The organism is Collinsella aerofaciens (assembly GCF_028207065.1).
GTDB classification, from domain to species: domain Bacteria; phylum Actinomycetota; class Coriobacteriia; order Coriobacteriales; family Coriobacteriaceae; genus Collinsella; species Collinsella aerofaciens_AR.
The window spans coordinates 12,090-30,276 of record NZ_JAQLFP010000025.1 but is presented as its reverse complement, the minus strand read 5'-3'; the positions used below and the strand labels follow the sequence as shown (position 1 = coordinate 30,276).

At 59.4% G+C, this 18,187-nt stretch carries 17 protein-coding genes; 2 read left to right on the top strand and 15 right to left on the bottom strand.

Annotated features, from left to right (window positions below; all coding sequences use genetic code 11):
• Positions 1 to 307: 307 nt before the first annotated feature.
• The gene (locus tag PMX72_RS07825; RefSeq protein ID WP_271729479.1) at positions 308 to 2,668 is read right to left on the bottom strand and encodes an LPXTG cell wall anchor domain-containing protein; all 2,361 of its coding nucleotides are present in this window, start codon (positions 2,666 to 2,668) and stop codon (positions 308 to 310) included.
• 226 nt (positions 2,669 to 2,894) lie between these two features.
• On the opposite strand from PMX72_RS07825, the gene PMX72_RS07820 reads away from it, so the two are divergent.
• Positions 2,895 to 4,298 carry a helix-turn-helix transcriptional regulator gene (locus tag PMX72_RS07820; protein WP_271729480.1) on the top strand — a complete coding sequence of 468 codons (1,404 nt, stop codon included), beginning with the start codon at positions 2,895 to 2,897 and terminating at the stop codon, positions 4,296 to 4,298.
• Between the two features lie 50 nt (positions 4,299 to 4,348).
• Here PMX72_RS07820 and PMX72_RS07815 read toward each other — a convergent pair whose 3' ends face one another.
• The 11 genes from PMX72_RS07815 to purF form a co-directional block, all read right to left on the bottom strand.
• Entirely contained in the window at positions 4,349 to 4,972 is a 624-nt protein-coding gene (locus PMX72_RS07815) for a cytidylate kinase-like family protein (RefSeq protein WP_117564047.1), read from the bottom strand.
• 167 nt (positions 4,973 to 5,139) lie between these two features.
• Positions 5,140 to 5,778, bottom strand: coding sequence for an amino acid ABC transporter permease (locus PMX72_RS07810; protein WP_055285379.1), 639 nt, complete (start codon positions 5,776 to 5,778; stop codon positions 5,140 to 5,142).
• Between the two features lie 3 nt (positions 5,779 to 5,781).
• The gene (locus tag PMX72_RS07805) at positions 5,782 to 6,528 is read right to left on the bottom strand and encodes an amino acid ABC transporter permease (RefSeq protein ID WP_271729481.1); all 747 of its coding nucleotides are present in this window, start codon (positions 6,526 to 6,528) and stop codon (positions 5,782 to 5,784) included.
• Positions 6,529 to 6,553: 25 nt separating this feature from the next.
• Positions 6,554 to 7,429 (bottom strand): transporter substrate-binding domain-containing protein, encoded by an 876-nt coding sequence (locus PMX72_RS07800; protein ID WP_271729483.1) that lies wholly within the window; start codon positions 7,427 to 7,429, stop codon positions 6,554 to 6,556.
• Positions 7,430 to 7,437: 8 nt separating this feature from the next.
• On the bottom strand, positions 7,438 to 8,169 hold the full coding sequence (locus PMX72_RS07795) for an amino acid ABC transporter ATP-binding protein (RefSeq protein WP_022094215.1): 732 nt from the start codon (positions 8,167 to 8,169) through the stop codon (positions 7,438 to 7,440).
• A 348-nt stretch (positions 8,170 to 8,517) separates the two neighbouring features.
• Positions 8,518 to 8,961, bottom strand: a complete 444-nt coding sequence (locus PMX72_RS07790; protein WP_271729484.1) for a GatB/YqeY domain-containing protein — start codon at positions 8,959 to 8,961, stop codon at positions 8,518 to 8,520.
• Positions 8,962 to 9,015: 54 nt separating this feature from the next.
• Positions 9,016 to 10,236, bottom strand: a complete 1,221-nt coding sequence (locus PMX72_RS07785; protein WP_271729485.1) for a peptidylprolyl isomerase — start codon at positions 10,234 to 10,236, stop codon at positions 9,016 to 9,018.
• A gap of 135 nt (positions 10,237 to 10,371) precedes the next feature.
• Positions 10,372 to 10,836: a PTS sugar transporter subunit IIA gene (locus tag PMX72_RS07780; protein ID WP_117759539.1), complete on the bottom strand. Its 465-nt coding sequence runs from the start codon at positions 10,834 to 10,836 to the stop codon at positions 10,372 to 10,374.
• Positions 10,837 to 10,961: 125 nt separating this feature from the next.
• Positions 10,962 to 11,663, bottom strand: a complete 702-nt coding sequence (gene purN, locus PMX72_RS07775) for a phosphoribosylglycinamide formyltransferase (RefSeq protein ID WP_271729486.1) — start codon at positions 11,661 to 11,663, stop codon at positions 10,962 to 10,964.
• Complete coding sequence (gene purM, locus PMX72_RS07770) at positions 11,653 to 12,756, bottom strand: phosphoribosylformylglycinamidine cyclo-ligase (RefSeq protein WP_117646159.1); 1,104 nt, start codon at positions 12,754 to 12,756, stop codon at positions 11,653 to 11,655. The genes purN and purM overlap by 11 nt, the downstream gene beginning before the upstream one ends.
• A gap of 157 nt (positions 12,757 to 12,913) precedes the next feature.
• Positions 12,914 to 14,584, bottom strand: a complete 1,671-nt coding sequence (gene purF, locus PMX72_RS07765) for an amidophosphoribosyltransferase (protein ID WP_117564038.1) — start codon at positions 14,582 to 14,584, stop codon at positions 12,914 to 12,916.
• A 286-nt stretch (positions 14,585 to 14,870) separates the two neighbouring features.
• Here purF and PMX72_RS07760 point away from each other — a divergent pair, with 286 nt between their 5' ends.
• Positions 14,871 to 16,100: a putative ABC transporter permease gene (locus tag PMX72_RS07760; protein ID WP_117855488.1), complete on the top strand. Its 1,230-nt coding sequence runs from the start codon at positions 14,871 to 14,873 to the stop codon at positions 16,098 to 16,100.
• Between the two features lie 90 nt (positions 16,101 to 16,190).
• Here PMX72_RS07760 and PMX72_RS07755 read toward each other — a convergent pair whose 3' ends face one another.
• From PMX72_RS07755 to purE, 3 genes are all read right to left on the bottom strand, one after another.
• Entirely contained in the window at positions 16,191 to 16,610 is a 420-nt protein-coding gene (locus PMX72_RS07755; protein ID WP_271744332.1) for a molybdenum cofactor biosynthesis protein MoaE, read from the bottom strand.
• Between the two features lie 64 nt (positions 16,611 to 16,674).
• Positions 16,675 to 17,673: a class B sortase gene (locus PMX72_RS07750; RefSeq protein ID WP_117646156.1), complete on the bottom strand. Its 999-nt coding sequence runs from the start codon at positions 17,671 to 17,673 to the stop codon at positions 16,675 to 16,677.
• 35 nt (positions 17,674 to 17,708) lie between these two features.
• The gene (gene purE / locus PMX72_RS07745) at positions 17,709 to 18,173 is read right to left on the bottom strand and encodes a 5-(carboxyamino)imidazole ribonucleotide mutase (RefSeq protein WP_117776632.1); all 465 of its coding nucleotides are present in this window, start codon (positions 18,171 to 18,173) and stop codon (positions 17,709 to 17,711) included.
• Between the last annotated feature and the right edge of the window lie 14 nt (positions 18,174 to 18,187).

The window sequence follows — 18,187 nt, the reverse complement described above, 5'->3', positions numbered from 1 at the left end:
ATCCAGCGTAATCGTTGTCCAAAAACAAAGCGAACGGTAGGTTCATATATACGAACCTACCGTTCTACCTGCGCAAACCGCCACAAAAGGGACAGGCATCTTTGTGGCGGTTCTGGACTTGGCCGGCCAGTTTGTCTCGATCTGTAACAGTTAGAGGTCAAATTCCCCGCTTGGTGTTACAGATCGAGACATTAGATTGGAGGTCATTCGGTTCATCTCAATCTGTAACATCTAGAGCCGTTTTGGGCAGTTTGGTGTTACAGATTGAGATTTTGCTGAGGCCGAGAACGAAAGCCGTCAACCAGCTCTAACGCTTGCGGCGCTTGGTCGCGGCGAGGCCGGCGGCGGCTACGGTTGCGCCGGCGATGCCTAAGGCAGTGACCGTCATCGCGGTGGTGTCGCCCGTGGCGGCCAGGACGGCGGCGGACTTTTTGGCCGGCGTGGCTTTCTCAACCGTCTTGCTCACCGTGGTGGTCGTAGCCGGCTTGGCCGAGGGTTTAGCTTCAGGTTTGGCCTCGGGCTTGGTCTCAGGCTGCGGTGTCGGATTGGGATCCGGCGTAGTCTCAGGCGTAAACGTCAGATTGGTGTTCAGCCACAGGGTGAAAATCCAACCGCTCTCGGGATCAACCTCACTTGCCTCGCTCACCTGATAGCCACACTCAACCCCATTGATCTTCAGCTTGGTATTGGGCGTAAAGTAGAAACCACGCGCCGGCTTAAAGTACAGGCCGTAACGATAGGTCACACCGGGCTTAAACGCGTCGATATGGTTGGTGATGTGCTGGTCCCAGAACTCAACGGAATTCACCTCACTTCCGTCGCTGCCCGTCCAGAACTCGCACTGGAGAATAGAGTCGGAACCCGCCGGAGTACCCGCCGTAAAGACCGGCCTGTCGCCCGCCTTGAAGATGGTCGTGGCGCCGTTGATCTCGACAACGTCGATGGCCCGCCATTCGTCGATCGGCTGCTCGCACAGCATATTGTCAGCGTTTGGCGCGAAGACGCCGTTGACGGTCTTGATGTGGTGCGTCCAATGGCCGTTGACGTACATCATGCAGTCATTGCCCACGGTATTGTCGCCCTTGAGCCTCAGCTCAACGGAGTACATGTAGAACTTGCCCTCTTCGAAGTGTTCGATCCTCCTCGCGCCCGTCGGATACTTGGCAGGGTCGGAATACCAGAAGGCAACGGGCTTGAGCTCCGCAGGGTCGCTGCCATCCATCTCTTCCCAGCACTCATAGGCGATCTCATACTTATCGGCATCGGCGGCAGGAATCGTCGCGGTCGCACGCGGCGCCTCGCCGGGCGCGTAGTCGGTTTTCACATCGTTGACGTTTAGATTCTCAAGAGCTTCGTTTTCCGACGAAGCAGGCATCGTAATTGTTTTAATAGCAGGGACATACAGGAATTCTCCGCTTAGACTCGACTTTACGGTTTCCCCGTTTACGGTAACAACGGTTTCATCGCCGAAGGAATATCCGTCTTTTGGCTTCAGCATAAGAGAATACACGTACTCTTTCCCGCTTTTAAACTTTGTAATAGTCGGCAGGGAACCATGTGAGCCGTTATCGGAATACCAGGCAGCAACGGGTTCGTTGTTTTCAAATTCCTGCCAGCATTCATAAGCGATTTCGTATTTATCTGCATCGTAGTTAGGGACACCTGCCGTCGCCTGCGGACCAGTATCCAGCTGCCAATTGAAGTTCGTATTCTGAACATTGGCAAAGGAGATGGATTCCGATTCTGATTCCGCTGCCGGGACAACAAGGCACGCCCTCTCGTAGACATGGGTGCGGGTGTAGTAGTCATCCCGGATCTCGTTAATAGTGGGTTTCCCGGTCGCCTCGGTGTCTCCTTTAAAGGCGTCGTCCGGATCACCGATGATGATATTCCCGGGCTCTGTACCCGTATACGTAAGCTTGGATCCATCATAGGTGGTCGTCATCTTGGACTTATTCTCCTTGTACTCCGTAAAGTACTTCTGCTCCTCCTTCTGTCTCTGAATCTTGCTGATATCCAGGGTAAGCGTTGTTTTATTGCTCGCACTGTCATACGCCTCATGGACGATCAAGTCCCCCAGGCCGATAAAAGTCAAAGCGCTACCATCGAGAGCAGACTGGTCTCCATCTACAAGGGCAATCCCCTTCACATACTCAATCGTTTCTTCTTTCTTGATGTCGGTGTAATTGTTCCGCACCGTAATATTGACCCTAACGCCGCTGCCGCCAACAACATCGGTCACACCGCAGGGCATGATGGCGTCATTCGCCGGCGTGGCGGCGTTGTCGCTGGGAGTATTTTGTTCAGCGGGTGCCGCATCGTTGGATTCATCGGTGGCGCCAGTCGGGGCCGTCTGCTGAGGCTCAACGGTGGCTTGCGCCGCCGGAGCAGCATCAGTTGCAGGCGCGGTCGAAGCAGCTGGTGCGGTCGTTGCAGCCGTATCCTCCGCAACCGTCGGCGTCACCGGAGCCGCGGCAACCTCGTCCATCGCACCGACGGAATCGGCACATTCCGTCGCCAGCGCTACGCTCGGCAGCAGCAGCTGACCGACCATAAGCGCACACGCGCCGGCGCAAGCGATTTTGGCACCCACACAACGCCAGGTACCGTGAACCAGCGAGCAGGTACGCTCACGCTGAGTTTGCTTATCAAAGTGGCTTCCGTTCATAACGGCCTCCTTGGTCGATGGGCCATACCACCACAAAGGTGCCTGTCCCCTTTGCGGTGATTCTGTACCACCAAGATGTGTCAAATGACTCCGTATGCCTAGGTTCGTAGATGTGAACCCAGGCCTCTACCTGCGGTTTAAGTCAATATGATTTCGTTGTCGCCACACTCGTCCCGGGAACGCTACAATCGAGGACACGATTATTCGTCCACCCAAAGGACCGTCCTTGAACCTGAGCAGGCCTAAAATCAACGCGCTTCTGGCACTCGCGCTCTTCACCTTCGCCTTCCTTGCCGCCGAGTTTCGCTTCGACGTCAATGTCGGGCTACTCGCCGGCGCCGAACGTGTTGTGCTCGCACAGGGCTTTATTCTAGGTGCGAGCGTGCTCGGCTTTATCGGATATGCGCCGCTGCTCGGGCTCGCACAGCGCAAAGGCCGGCCTCGGGCAGTTGTCAGCACCGCCGTCCCCATCGCCATCTTGGGGTTGACTCAGATTCAGTCCCCCACGAGCCCGCTTGCGCTCGAGATTCTGGGATGCCTCGCATTCCTTGGACTCGGCCTACTGGGTGGCGCGGCACACCATGCCTTCGCAACGACATTCCAAGACGATCCCAAGCTCGCCACCGGTGCGGGAGCAGCCTATGCCGCGGGCATCCTGATGCAGTTCGCCATCAACCTGCTCAATTGCGGCGGCATCGCAGAGCTCATCGTCCTTGGCACAGCGACGATCGCCATCTCCGCCCTCAGCGTCGTTCCCCAAAAGGCTGCTGAGAGCTCCAGCCCCGCCATCAATCCCCTTGTTGAGCCATCGCACGCCCTTGCCAAGCAGGCGTGTTGGAGCATCGCGCTCGTCATGATTCTGGCCTGTCTGTTCTCTACTCTCGATAACGTGGTCACGTTCTCCAACGCCCACGGCACCATCGCCGTGCAGACCTGGCCGCGCCTCTTTTTGGCAGCGAGCGGTCTTGCCGCCGGTCTTATCTTTGATCTTGCCGAGCGTCGCTACATGGGACTCGTCATGTTCGGCGTCACGGTACTCTCCACCATTTCGATCTTAGCCGTCGAAGCAGGAGCCGATCCCAACCTGGGCCTCATTGTCTTTTACCTGAGCTCGGGCTTTTTCGTCACGTTCTTTACTGCCACGTTTACTCAGCTGGCACCGCGCATGCACGCGCCCGCCTTCTGGGCCGGCATGGGACGCGCCGCCAATAACGTGTGCGCGTTCACCACGTCGGGCGTCTCGCTTGCGCTTGTGACCTCGGGCAATGTTGCTCTCATCATGATCGGTGCGCTCGTTTTGCTCGTCGCCGCCTGCGCGGCATTTGTGGCAGCCGGCCTGTTCCGCCTACCCCAAACCGAGCAGGAGCGCGAACATCAACAGCTTGCCGAGGAAGCGCTGGCAGCACCGAGTATCGAGGAGCAACGCCAGGCCTTCATCGCCAACCACGCTCTCACCCCGCGCGAAGTCGACGTGCTGGTAGCCGTTACCCAGGACGAGCGCCCGCTCAAGCAGATCGCCGAGGAGCTCGGCATCTCGATGCGCATGGTGCAGCGTCACCTGAGCTCCATCTACCAAAAGACCGACACGCAAACGCGCGCTGGTCTCACCAAGGCCTTCCCCTCGGCCTAAAACAAAAACCACCACAAAGGTGCTGTCCCCTTTGTGGTGGTTTTGGTCGGCTAGCCTTCGAGCTGGGCGACTTTGTAGCGGTAGGCAGCGGCGATAACGTCTTTGCAGCCCTCGCGGCCCAGCTTGGCGCGGTTGACGACGATGTCCTTACCGCTCGTCATCTTCCACTTGCCGGCGCTGTAGCGCTTGTAAAAAGCCTCACGCGCCTTCTGCTGTTGCTTGACCAGCTTGGCGCCCTTCTTTTTATTAAGGCCACGCTTCTTGCGCACAATCTCGACGCGATCCTCAAAGGGAGCGGTCACCAGCACGGCAATGTGGTTGGGGTTGTTGCGAAGCAGGTAATCGGACAGACGGCCTTCGATAATGCAGCTCTCGGTCTCGCCCAGGTCCAAAATCACCTGGCTCATCTTTTGAAACAACTTATCCGAGTACGAACGCGCATCGTAGCGGTCGGGCAGAAACGCCATGTTCTCCACGGCCAGGCGCTCATCATAGGCGGCCATCTTATCGAGCGACTCGCCCGCGCGCAGCGACGCACGCACCAGCAGCTCGTTGTCATACAGCGGAATCCCCAACTCGTCGGCAAGCATGCGACCAATCTCGTGGCCCTCGGCACCAAAGTCGCGCGCGATGGTAATGACCACAGGACTCTTCTTGTTCTCCAGATCGCTCATCGCGATTCCTTTCTAACAAATGAGAAAAGGGCTGTTTATCTCTTATTCCCACGATACCGTACCTGGGTTTTCCTGGTGCCCAAGATTGGCCTGAAAGAGGAGCGACGCGTACTTTGGTACGCGAGCGACGGTTTGAAGGCCAAGGTTGGGTGCCAGGGAAAGCCAGGCTATGCAGCTACGATACGGCGCTGATAGGCTCGGACCAGCAGCGAGATACCAAAGTTGAGCACAAAGTACATCGCAAACACCAGGCCGTAGAGCATAAGCACCTGCGACAGATCGATCGCGTGGGCCATCACGACGTTTGCCGTGTACATGAGCTCGGCCACGTTAATGCCCGAAAGATACGAGCTGTCCTTGATGACGGTCGTGCACTGGCTAAACAGCGCCGGAATAATCGTCTTAAACGTCTGCGGCAGGATGATGTAGCGCATGGTGGCAAAAAAGCCGAAGCCTTGGCTCTGCGCTGCCTCAAACTGGCCGCGCGGAATCGAGTTGAGGCCGCCGCGCACAATCTCGGCCATAACAGCGCTGGTAAACAGCGTAAAGGCGATGGTCGAGATCACGATGTCCAAACCCTGCACTGTAAAGTAGATAAACAGGATCCACAGCAGGTTCGGCGTGCAACGGAACAGCTCGATATAGGCGCTCACCAAAATACGGAACGGGCGGGGCGCATAGCTTTTAACAAGCGCCAGCACCGTGCCAAAGATGAGCGAGAAAAAGATCGACAGCGCCGAGATCTCGATCGTCTTAACAAAGCCGCCCCAAATGTAGAGCAGGTTGGTCGCGTTGAAGATTTCCATGCGCTAGGCCTCCTCTACGTTGTCGAGCCCCAGCTCGGCCAGGCTCACGCCGCGCGGACGCTCCTTGGAGCGGCGCTCGAGCCACTGCACCAGCATGGCGAGCGGAAAGCAGATGATGAAGTACATAAGGCAGCAGACGATGTATCCCTGCAGGTAGCCGTACAGACTCACAAAGTTGTCGGAACGATACATAAGGTCGCCGCCGGCCACGAGCGCCAGTACCGACGTGTTCTTGACCAGATTGAGCGCCTGGTTACACAGCGGCGGCAGGATGATCTTGAACGTCTGAGGCAGCACGATGTACCAGTAGGCCTGCGCGCGGGTGAAACCCTGGCTCTGAGCCGCCTCCATCTGACCGCGCGGGACAGCCTCGATACCGGTACGGATGACCTCCGAGATATAGGCCGCGTGATACAGGCCCACGCCCAAGAAACCCAGCACGAACGGCGCGATGCGCACCGGCTGGTCGGCACCGGTCATGGCCTGCAAAAACTGCGGGCCGGCCATGTACATAAAGAGCACCTGCACGGGCAACGGGGTGTTCTGATAAAACTCCACGTACACGCGGCTAATGCCACGCAGCGCACGCGAACGGGTGGTCGAGAACACGCCCAGCAGCGTGCCCAGCACCAGCGACAGCAGCAGTCCGGCAACAACCACCTGCAGCGTCACGCCAAAGCCCTCCCAGAAGGGCCCCATGTTTTGAAATGTCGTCGACCAACGGTCGGCGTCAAATAATCCTTCGAGCATTTGATTCCTTCCTTGGACGATGCGCCTATACAAGACCCCAGGTCTTGACCTCTTGGTCGAGCCAGCCATCGGCCAGGCGATCGCAAATCACCTGATCGACCACGGCCGAAAGGTCGCAGCCCTTCTTGGTCGCCACGCCGTAGCCCTGCTCGCCAAACTTGACCTCGGGCTGCAGCAGCTCAACGGTCTCGTTCATGTAGCCGGCCAGCGTGGAGCGGTCCATGGCAAAGACGTCGATATTGCCGGCGTCGAGCGAACTCTTGATGATGGGGTAGCCGCTAAAGGCCCTAAACTCGGGCTTGCAGCTAAAGCCGTTGTCCTTGATCATCTGCTCGATCAGGCCCTGCGTGGTAGCACCCTGGCTCACGCCAATGACCTTGCCGTCCAGATCCTCAATCGAGGTAAAGCCCGAACGCTTCTTGACCATGAGTCCAACGTAGTCGGTGCGGTACGGCGTCGAGAAATCCCAGCTCTTCTTGCGCTCGTCGGTGATGGTGTAGGTCGCCGCGACCACATCGAGCTGGCCGTTATCGATCAGCGGGCCGCGCGTCTTGGGCGTTACGTCGGTAAACTCGACAAGCTCCTGGGCGCGGGCCTCCTTGTAGCTCACGCCAAAGACGGCAGCGGCGATCTGGTAGCACAAATCGACTTCCATGCCCTCAAAGCGGCCCTTGGCGGTGTCGTAATAGCCATAGCCGGGAACGTCCTTCTTGACGCCGGCATTCAGATGACCACGCGACTTAATGGCCGCAAGCTTGGACCCCTTGTCGGAGCCCTCGCCGCTGGTAGAGTTACCGCAACCGATAAGCGCGGTCCCCGTCAGCGCAAGCATGCCGGCGCCCGCCAGCTGCAAAAAGTGACGGCGTGACACGGCCGCCCTCGTCATATCCGTCATGTCCATCACCGCGCCTAGTGCAGAATCTTGGACAGGAACTCGCGGCAGCGCGGGTTCTCGGGGTTATCGAAGAAGTGCTCGGGCGTACCCTCCTCCAGAATGCGGCCGTCCTCCATAAAGATGACGCGGTCGGCCACCTGGCGCGCAAAGCCCATCTCATGCGTCACGCAGATCATGGTGATGTCCTCCTGCGCGAGCTCAATCATAACGTCCAGAACCTCCTGGACCATCTCGGGGTCGAGCGCCGAGGTCGGCTCGTCAAACAGGATGATGGGCTGCTTGGTACACAGGGCACGGGCGATGGCGATGCGCTGCTGCTGACCACCCGAGAGATTCTGCGGATACTCGCCGGCCTTATGCGCCATGCCAACGCGCTTGAGTGCGGCGATGGCGATCTCGGTCGCCTCCTCCTTGCTCTTCTTTTGCAGCTTGATGGGCGCGAGTGTCAGGTTGCCCAGCACCGTCATGTTGGGATACAGGTTGAACTGCTGGAACACCATGGAACTATACTTGCGAGCCATCTCCAGGTGATTCTTTTTGGTGAGCGGCGTACCGTCGATGACGACCTCGCCCGACGTAGGCTCCTCCAGATAATCGACACAGCGGATGAGCGTCGACTTACCCGAACCAGAAGGCCCGATCATTACGAGCTTCTCGCCGCGCTTGACGGTGAGGTTGATATCTTTGAGCACATGCAGGTCGCCAAAGTACTTGTTGAGATGCTTGATCTCGATCATGTCTGCCATGAATGTCCCTTCCCTGCGTTAATACGAATTGCACTATTGTACGGAAAGAACCACGTTTCCGCAGCCAACGCTGCATCCCCGTAAAGAACCCGCAACCTTCCGCCCACTCATTGGGCACTCGGGCACTCATTGGGAACCCGCAATCTTCCGCCCACTCATTGGGCACTCGGGCACTCATTGGGGACAGACTTAAATGAGTACCCTTAAATGAGTACCCTTAAATGATCACCTACTCATTGGGTACTCATTTAAGTCTGTCCCCAATGAGTGCCCTTCAGCTGCCATCAAAAAAGGGGCGCGACCGCAATGGTCACGCCCCCTCAACATCAACTATATGCCGCTCGGTCCCTACGCGAGTTTGGCTCCAACGATCTTTGCTGCTGCCGGCTTATCGAAGTTGCCGCCAGTGGCCTTACCCAGAGCGCCCATGACCTGGCCCATCTGCTTCTTGGACGTGGCGCCCAGCTCGGCGATGACCCGCTCGATCAGGGCCTCGAGCTCCTCGCCCGAAACCTGCGCGGGCAGAAGGCTCTCCAGAATCTTGACCTGCTCGGTCAGGTTGTCGGTACGCTCTTGGTCGGTGCCGGCCTTGATGGACATCTCCAGCGTCTCGCTCGTCTGCTTAATCAGACGCTTGATCATGCTGTTGACGTCTTCCTCGGTCACATCGCGGCGCTCGTTAACCTCGATATTCTTCACCTCGGCCTTGACCTGGCGAATGATGGACAGGCGAACCTTGTCCTTAGCCTTCATGGCCGCGATCATTTCCTTCTGCAGCTCTTCGTTGGTCATCTGCAAATCCTCTCTAATAGCGTGGGCGGCACTCGCGCGAGCACCGCCCCATGATTACTCAGTCGTCGACGAATCGTCGGTCGAGCTCTTGGCGACGCCCTTCAGGCTCACGTTGTAGGGCACATCCTTGGGCATGGGGTTGACGGTAATGTCGGCGTCTTTCTTGTACTGCTCCAGCCACTCGCTGTATGCAGTACTGGCCGCCTGCGTCTTCACCACGTTGGAAACGTACTTCTTGATGTCCTTGGGCACCTGCTTGATGTCATCGACCTGGCTATCGACATGGAAGTAGTCGGTGCACTTGATGATGTGGTAGCCATAGGTCGACTCGACGACTTCGCTCACGTCGCCCTTGTTGAGCCCCTCGAGCGCCGTCTGGTAGCTGTCGACAAAGGTGGTGAGCTTATCCCAGCCCACATCGCCCTTCTTCTCCTTGGAACCGGTGTCCTCGGAGTACTGTTCAACGGCGTCCTCAAAGCTCAGCTCACCGGAGTTGATCTTGTCCAGGCACTCCTGCGCCTTGGCCTTGGCGGCAGCCTTGTCCTCGTCGGAAGCGTCGGAATCAACCTTGATCAGGATGTTCGACGAGCGGCGGGCGTCGTTGTAGCTGGACAGGTTTTCGTTGATGTAATCGACAATCTCGCTGTCCTTGGGCTTGCTCGTGGGCGCGACGGCATCCTTGAGTTTCTGCTGCGCCAGACTCTCCTTGAGCGAGTCCTTGTAGGTGTCCTCGGTATAGCCGTAGGTCTTGAGGGTCTTCTTAAAGGCCTTGGCACCGCCCGCGCTCTTGCACGCGTCCTTCCAAGCCTTCTCGACCTCCTCGTCCGACACCGTCACGCCGTTCTCTTTCTGTGCCTGTTGAAGCAGAATCTGCTGCGTGTAGGAGTCGATGAGTTGCTTGCGATACTTCTTGGGCGTGAGGTCGTTGTCGACCAGATACTGCGCCCAGTCCTTGTCCTTGGTGTAGCCGTAGGACGTGCGCATGCTCATGATCTGCTTGGTCACGGTGTCCTCGGTGAGGTTAGTGCCGTTGATAGTGGCAGCAACACCGCCGGTCAGCTTGTAGCCCGAGGTGTCCTCGGTCTGCGACATCAGGCCGGAGCACGCCATCGCCGAGACGGAAAGCAACATTGCCAGCACGCCAATAACCACCAGGACGATCTTGACGGTCTTGGACACGCGGGTCTTGCGCTGCTTCTTGCGAGAGCTGGAGGCGGCGCGAGCCTGCTGCTCGGGCGTCGGCTCGGGTGCGGGATTCTTTTTCTTATTTGCCATAGTTGGCCTTTCGCATAACGAATCGAACAAACGCCATTGTGTCACAACGCAGCCCCCGCGGCACGCTTGGTGCATTGGGGATAGGTTAATCTGCACCATTTTGGTGCAAAGGGGACAGCTCTGGCAGCCGGCACCTTAGAAGTGACGGCGGATGGCGTCGACCATGCCCTGGGGCGTGGTCTGGCCGAGCACGTCGGCTGCGGCATCGGCGTCCATAAAGATATTCATGAGCGCCTGCAGGGCCTCGACCTGGCCGCCCGGCTCGGCAATGCCCAGGTTGATGACGATCTGCGCCGGCACCGGAGCGCCCATGCCAGCCATAGCGTTAAATATCACGGGCGCGGCGGGCTTCACCACCGCGATATAGGGCTTGGCCACAAACCCCGGATCGGTATGCGGAATGGCAATGTTTACCGCCGGCATGGCAAGACCCGTGGGATAGGCATCCTCGCGCGTGCGAACGGCGTCGAGCCAACCGTCGGCAATGTAGCCGCGCGGAGCAAGCTCACTCTCGAGTTGCGCAAACACCTCACCCGGCGTCGCACACTCCCAATCAAAAAACACCAACTCAGGCGTAAACAGCGCTTCGTTATCCGCCATGCGCTCACCTCTCTCACCTAGTCATTCAAGAACGTCCCCGATGACTACCCAAAACAAAAGGTGGCCACGCGCGCCTTGGCACCAATGACCACCTTGACCACTCAACTAAATTGTACTGTGCGCCGCTAGCCGCGGGGCGCATCAATTGCGACCTTGCCGCTCTCCAGCACGTGGACGCGGCCGTCGGCGAGCATTTGCACGACCTCGGGATACAGCACGTGCTCAATCGCGTGGATGTGCTCCTCGAGCGTGTCGACATCCCAGCCTTCCTCGACAGTCAGCGCACGCTGGGCGATGATGGGGCCGTTGTCGTAAATCTCGTTGGCAAAGTGCACGGTCACGCCGGTCACCTTGACGCCACGCGCAAAGGCATCGTCAATCGCATGCGCGCCGGTAAAGCTCGGCAGCAGCGCCGGATGCAGGTTGACCACGCGATTGGGGAACGCCGCCAGCAGCGGCGTGTGCACCATGCGCATGTAGCCGGCCATGACCACATATTCGCAGCCGCGCTCGAGCAGCTCGTGCGCGATGATCTCGTCAGCCGCGATGGGGTCGGCATAGACATCCTTGGACAGCGTGAGTGTCTGGATGCCCGCACGCTCGGCGCGCTGCAAGCCCTTGGCCGAAGGACGGCTCGACACCACAAGCTCAATCGAGGCGTTGAGCTTGCCGGCGGCGATCAGGTCGATCAGCGCCTGCAGGTTGGTACCAGAACCGCTGATGAGCACGCCAATCTTGAGCGGCTCAGCCGTATCAGTGCCGGTCGGACGGGTGTAGGGCACATAGCCCAGGCCCTCACCAGCAGCCATCTGCTCGTTAGCGCTCATCGGAGTACACGACCTTACCGGAACCCTCGACGCACTCGCCCACGCGGAACGGCTTCTCGCCCAGCGCGACCAGGGCCTCGGTCACGGCGGCCTCGTCCTCGGGGGCGACGATCAGGCACAGGCCGACGCCCATGTTGAAGGTCTTGCATGCCTCGTTGGGCGCGAGCTCGGCCTGGCGCGACACGTAGGTGATGACGGGCGGAACGTCCCAACCCATCTCGGCACCGTTGCGGGTGACCACGGCGTCGACGTCGTCGGCGAGCGCGCGGTTGAGGTTCTCGGTAATACCGCCGCCAGTGATGTGGGCGATGGCGTGCACGTTGGCGCCGCCGCGCAGCAGCTCCAGGATCGGCTTGACGTAGATGCGCGTGGGGGCCAACAGAGCGTCTGCCAGCGATGCACCGCCGAGCTCCTCGAGCGGACGGCTCAGCTCCTCGGCCTTAGCGACGGCCTCGGGCGTGCCCGGCTTAACGCCGTCGACGCCGATGACCTTACGCACGAGCGAGTAGCCGTTGGAGTGCACGCCGGTGGAAGGCAGGCCCAGGATCACATCGCCCGGGCGGACGTTTGCGGGGTCGAGCATCTTGGGACGGTCGACGACGCCCACGGTAAATCCGGCAAGGTCGTAGTCGGCAGGAGCCATGACGCCCGGGTGCTCGGCCATCTCACCGCCCACGAGCGCGCAGCCCGCGAGCTTGCAGCCGTCGGCCACACCCTTGATAATCTTTGCCATGTGCTCGGCCTCGATGTGACCGATGGCAACGTAGTCCAGGAAGAACAGCGGCTCGGCGCCCGAAGCCAGAATATCGTTGACGCACATAGCGACCAGGTCCTGGCCAACCGTCTCGTGACGGTCCATGATCTGGGCGAGCACGAGCTTGGTGCCCACGCCGTCGGTACCGCTAATCAGGATCGGGTCTTCCATATCCTTGAGCGCGGCGGCCGAGAACAGGCCGCCAAAGCCGCCGATGCCACCGATAACCTCGGAACGGTTAGTGTCCTTGACCATCTGCTTAATCGCGTCGACGGCGCGACCGCCCTCGGCGGTGTCGACGCCGGCGTCCTCGTACGTCACATGCTTGCTGTCGCTCATCTGAGCCTTCCTCTCCCACTACCGTGGCGCCGCACGGGCGCCAAACGGTGCTCATAGTTGCGTTCATTTCGGCGCGCGCCATAACAGCATGCGCCGTCATATCAACAAAACAGCAGGTAAAACCTACCAAAATAAACCTGTCCCCATATGGCAGGTTTTATGCCTCGCCGTGCTCCTCTTCCCAGCTGCGGTCGTCGTATTTCTCGATCACGGCGTCGTCGTCAAAGTGCAGCGGCTTGTCCAGGTTGCGGGGCTTAAAGCCCTCCATAAACTTGTCGCGGCCAAAGCTCTCGGGAATCGCCACGGGGTAGCGGCCGGTAAAGCACGCATCGCAGTAACCGCCCTTGGGCATGACCTTAAGCAGGCCCTCGACCGAAAGGAAGGCCAGCGAATCGGCGCCGATATACTCGCAAATCTCGTCGACCGTCTTGTTGGCGCTGATAAGCTGCGACTGCACGTCGGTATCGATACCGTAGAAGCACGGCCAGATGACCTCGGGCGAGTTGATGCGGATATGAATCTCCTTGGCGCCGGCGTTGCGCAGCATCTTGACGAGCTGCACCATGGTGGTGCCGCGCACGATGGAGTCGTCGATGACGACCAGGCGCTTGCCCTCGATGTTGTCGCGCAGCGGGTTGAGTTTCATACGCACGCCCATGGCGCGCAACTCCTGCGTAGGCTCAATAAACGTACGGCCTACGTAGCGGTTCTTGATAAGGCCCTCGCCAAAGGGAATACCGCTCTCGTGCGAATACCCCTCCGCAGGCGGCAGGCCGGAGTCGGGCACGCCGATGACCAGGTCGGCCTCGACGGGCTCCTCATGTGCCAGCTGACGACCCATGTCGTAACGGCAGGCATAGACGCTCTTGCCGTTCATGATGGAGTCGGGGCGGGCAAAGTAGACCTGCTCAAAGATGCAGTTGGCGGGCTCTTCGGCTGCAGGCACGCCCTGCTCGGATACCAGGCCCTCGGCGCTGATGCGCAAGATCTCGCCGGGACGGACGTCACGGACGTACTCGGCACCCACGATGTCGAGTGCGCAGGTCTCGGAAGCAACGACCCAGCCGCCGGCGCGCGTGACACGGACGGCGGAGTCGACCGTCGCGGCGCCGTCCTGCGACGGCAGCTGCGAAACGGCTGCGGCATCGGCCTGGTCCAGACCCTCGTCCACCAGCTTGCCCAGCACGAGCGGGCGAATGCCGTGTGGATCGCGGAATGCGTAGAGCGCCTGCTCGTTGATGAGCGTCATGGCGTAGCCGCCGCGCACGAGCTCCATGGTCTTGCGAATACCCTCGCGCAGGTGGCCCGTACGCTGGGTAAAGTAGCCGATAAGCTTGGTCGCGACCTCGGAATCCGAATTGGAGAGGAACGGCACGCCCAGCTCGATCAGCTGACGGCGCAGCTCGTCGGTGTTGACGAGGGTGCCGTTGTGCGCGAGCGCGATAATGACGCTATTGATGGTAGAGAGGTGCGGCTGAGAGGCTTCCCAGCTCTTGGCGCCGGCAGTGCCGTAGCGCACATGACCCACGGCCAGCTGGCCGGAGAGCGTCGACAGGTCGGCGTTGGAGAACACGCGGTCGAGCAGGCCCAGATCTTTGCGGACCATAACCGTGCCGCCGTCACCCACGGCGATTCCAGCCGATTCCTGGCCACGGTGCTGCAGCGCACGCAGGCCAAAGTACGTCAGTCGAGCCACGTCGCGATCGGGCGCCCATACGCCGAAAATGCCACATTCCTCATGCAGCTGGTCGGAGTCCGGATCATACGTCGACATGGTGTTCACCTGTCCCGCGGCACGCTCGGCCGCGCGGATGGTTTCTTGAGACATGGTATCCCCTCAGAGCCTCGTATTTTTGGCGTTACCCGCCTTATTATACGCACGGCGCGACGTGCTCCCCAGCGCATGAGCAGCGCTTTTTAAAAGCCCACCGAGCTAATAATCAGTTTTGTTGCCAAACATTTTATCGGTCTGTCCAGTGTAAGTGCCCGCGCCCCCAGATGGCCGCCGCGTCCGCCGTTGGGGATTACAAAGTTGCAATTGGGACGTTCGCCCTGTCTTTTGGCAGGTCGGCGGCGTATCCTTATAACCTACAACAAAGCGAGAAAGGTTCTGTATGGATCGAAACGAACTCGACCCCAGCGTCCCCAGCGCCACAGAGGTCAAGAAGATTCCCCTCATCATTAAGGTGTACGCCGTCCTGTGCATCCTTTCCGGCGTGGGCACGCTCCCGTCGGTCGCTGCCTTTATGTGGCAGGTCATCACGGCACTTGTTAACGGCAACGCCACCGAAAAGCTCGGCGACAACACGCTCGTCGCAGTCGGCCTTATCGTCGCCGGCATCATGCTCTCTGCGGCAAGTGCCGTCATCTTAATCATCTTTGGCCTGGACCTTATCAAAAACCAGCGCCGCAACGCCGCCCGCCTGTCCTACATCCTTATTGCATTCACCGTCGTCGAGCTTTTGGTCGACGTGATGCTCCAGGGCATCGGGCCCTTCCTGCTGCGTCCCGCGATCCAGCTCGGCATCCTTGTTGCACTTTCGGCAACCGTCGACCCCACGCTGCGTCAGGAGCGCGAACTGCAGCGCCGCCTGCAGGAGATGCTCGACCGCGACGCCGCCGCCGAGGGCATGCTCGGCCGCGATGAAACCGGCGAGGGCTACATCAAGCTCAACTACTTCAACCTGTTCTGGGTGTTCTTTGTCTGCTGCATACTCGGCCTGATCGCCGAGGACATCTGGCACATGACGGTCGACGACCCGGGCGTCTATCAGAACCGCGCCGGCATGCTGTTTGGCCCCTTCAGCCCCATCTACGGATTTGGCGCCGTGCTCATGACCATGGTGCTTAACCGCTTCTACAAAAAGAACCCCATCATCATTTTCCTGGTGAGCGCCCTGCTCGGCGCCAGCTTTGAGGTGTTCGTGGGCTGGTTTATGCAGACCGCGTTTGGCGTGGTCTCGTGGAGCTACTCGCACATAACGCTGTTCGGTTTGCCCGATCCGCTCGTGGTCCTCACGGGCGGACGCACCTGCACGGGCTTCGCCTGCCTGTGGGGCCTGGGCGGCCTCATCTGGATCAAGCTGCTGCTGCCGAGGCTGCTTAAGCTTATCAACAAGATCCCCTGGAAGAGCCGCTACTCGGCCACCGTCATCTTTACCGTTATCATGCTGGTCGACGGCGTCATGACGCTGCAGTCGCTCGACTACTGGTACCAGCGCGTTAACGACACGGAGCCGGACATTCCCGTCGCACAGTTCTACGGAGAGCACTTCGATAACGAGTACATGGAAAACCGCTTCCAGAGCATGACCATGAGCCCCAAGGATGCGACGCGCGTGTAGCGCCCACCGCGCCCAAAACGCAAAATGCCCGCCGGTATCACACGTACCGGTGGGCATTTTTATAAACGATCCTTCTATCGACGCAAGCCTCTACGCCTCGCGCTCGACCTCACTCACGCATTCGTTCTTAATGGTGCCAACGAGCGCCTGCAGCGCATCGACCACGTGCGGGCGAATGTCCCCGCCGATGAGCACGAGCATGATGTCGTCACCTACGGCAAGCTCGCCGCTTGCCAGCCACACACGCACATAGCCGATACCCGGCATCGCACGCGTCGCCTCGATAGCAGCCTGCACCTTCTGAGCATCGAAGCCAAACACCATGCCGCCCACCTTATGCCCAGGCGCCACGCCATCGGCCTCGACTCCGCGCACCTCAGCCTTGGGCGTCGCGCGCACCACACCGTTATGCGTCAGATACATCCCACAGCCTGCCGCCGAAGCATCGGCCTTGGCCTCGCGCAGCCAAGCATCAATCGAAGGCATCAATTTGCCACTCTCGAGCATCATTTCTCCCTTACCGTCGTCGAGTAGCCAATTTGGGACGGGGCCTTTTTAGCTACTCTCGAACAACTTATTCCTCGACCGGCGTGAGCACCATGACGGCGCGTGTGTTGCTCAGCGACAGCGAACGACAGGTCACAAGCGTTACAACCTTAGTTGCCGAAGCGGCACGATCGGTGGCATCACTCGCCACGGCAGAAGCGCCGTCGAGCATCTCGGACAGGTAGTTCTTGAGTCCGTCGTCGCCCTCAAAATTGGTCGTGCGCGCCTTGGCATACGTGTCCTCGACCACCTTGGTCGCCAGCGGACGCAACTTATACGTCGCATCGCGCGTGATGTAGTACACATATTCAATGCTATCGAACGTTGCCTGGTCAGTCGTATCCGAAATCACGTTGAACATCGACCCATCGTTCATATGGTGGCCGTAGATCGTGGTCTGCTGGTCGACCATTCCCGGCGCGGTGTCATCGCTATCCAAGAAGATGGCACCCGAGGCGTTAGACGTGCCATCGAACAGCGTGTTGAGGTATTTGGAGTTGTTGTTGGTCTGCACCACGGGATAGTTGATGTTGGTTCCCGGCACGTAAATCCAACCCACAATCTCGGGGTTCGTCTGAGCAAGCGCATCAAAGTCGATAATCGGCACGCCGCTGGCGTCCTTGTCGCTTACATATTGCTTCTCGATTTTCTGATACGAATCGCTCGCCTGCTTATAGCCAATCTGGGCATTAATAAAAATAGCGGCGGCGGCGACAATCAGACCGATACCGATGATGATGAGCAGAATGGGAATAATGGAGTGGCGCTTTTTGCGCGGCGGCTCGGTGCGATCCGACGGCGCGGCATGCGATGAAGACCGGGGCGGCTTCTTAGCGGAGCTATAAGACGAAGGACGATATGCGGCCGGCGCGTCCTGTCGACGATGCGTCGCCGGTGTCACGGGGCGCGGCGCGCGCGGCTGCTGAGGAGAGGATGTCCGACCCTGCTGTGCCGCACGGGCAGCACCCGGCTTCGACGGATCGGGAATCTGAGAAGCCTTGAATCGTTTTCCCTGATAATCGGACATGGCTCTCCTTATACTGCGGTGAAACGGCGGAACGCTTAGGCGTCAGCCATCTCCTGCTTCATCTTCTCGATAACCTTGCGGTACTCGGGGTCGCAAGCACCCAGAATCTGTGTGGCATAGATGGCGGCGTTCTTGGCACCGTTGATGGCAACGCAGGCCACGGGCACGCCCGAAGGCATCTGCACCATCGACAGCAGCGAATCCATACCGCCCAGGTCACTCGTCTTCATAGGCACGCCGATAACCGGCAGCGGCGTAAAGGCAGCCACGACACCACCCAAGTGAGCGGCCTTGCCGGCGGCGGCGATAATCACTTTGATACCGCGATCGGCGGCAGTCGAAGCCCAGTCGTGGACCTTCGCCGGCGTGCGGTGCGCGCTCGCAATGACGAGCTCATAGGGCACACCCAGTGCCTCGAGCTCGGCGGTGCAGCCTTCCATAACGCCCAGATCGGACTTGGAACCCATGATGATCCCGACAACCGGCTTCTGATCTGCCATAAACATAGACCTCC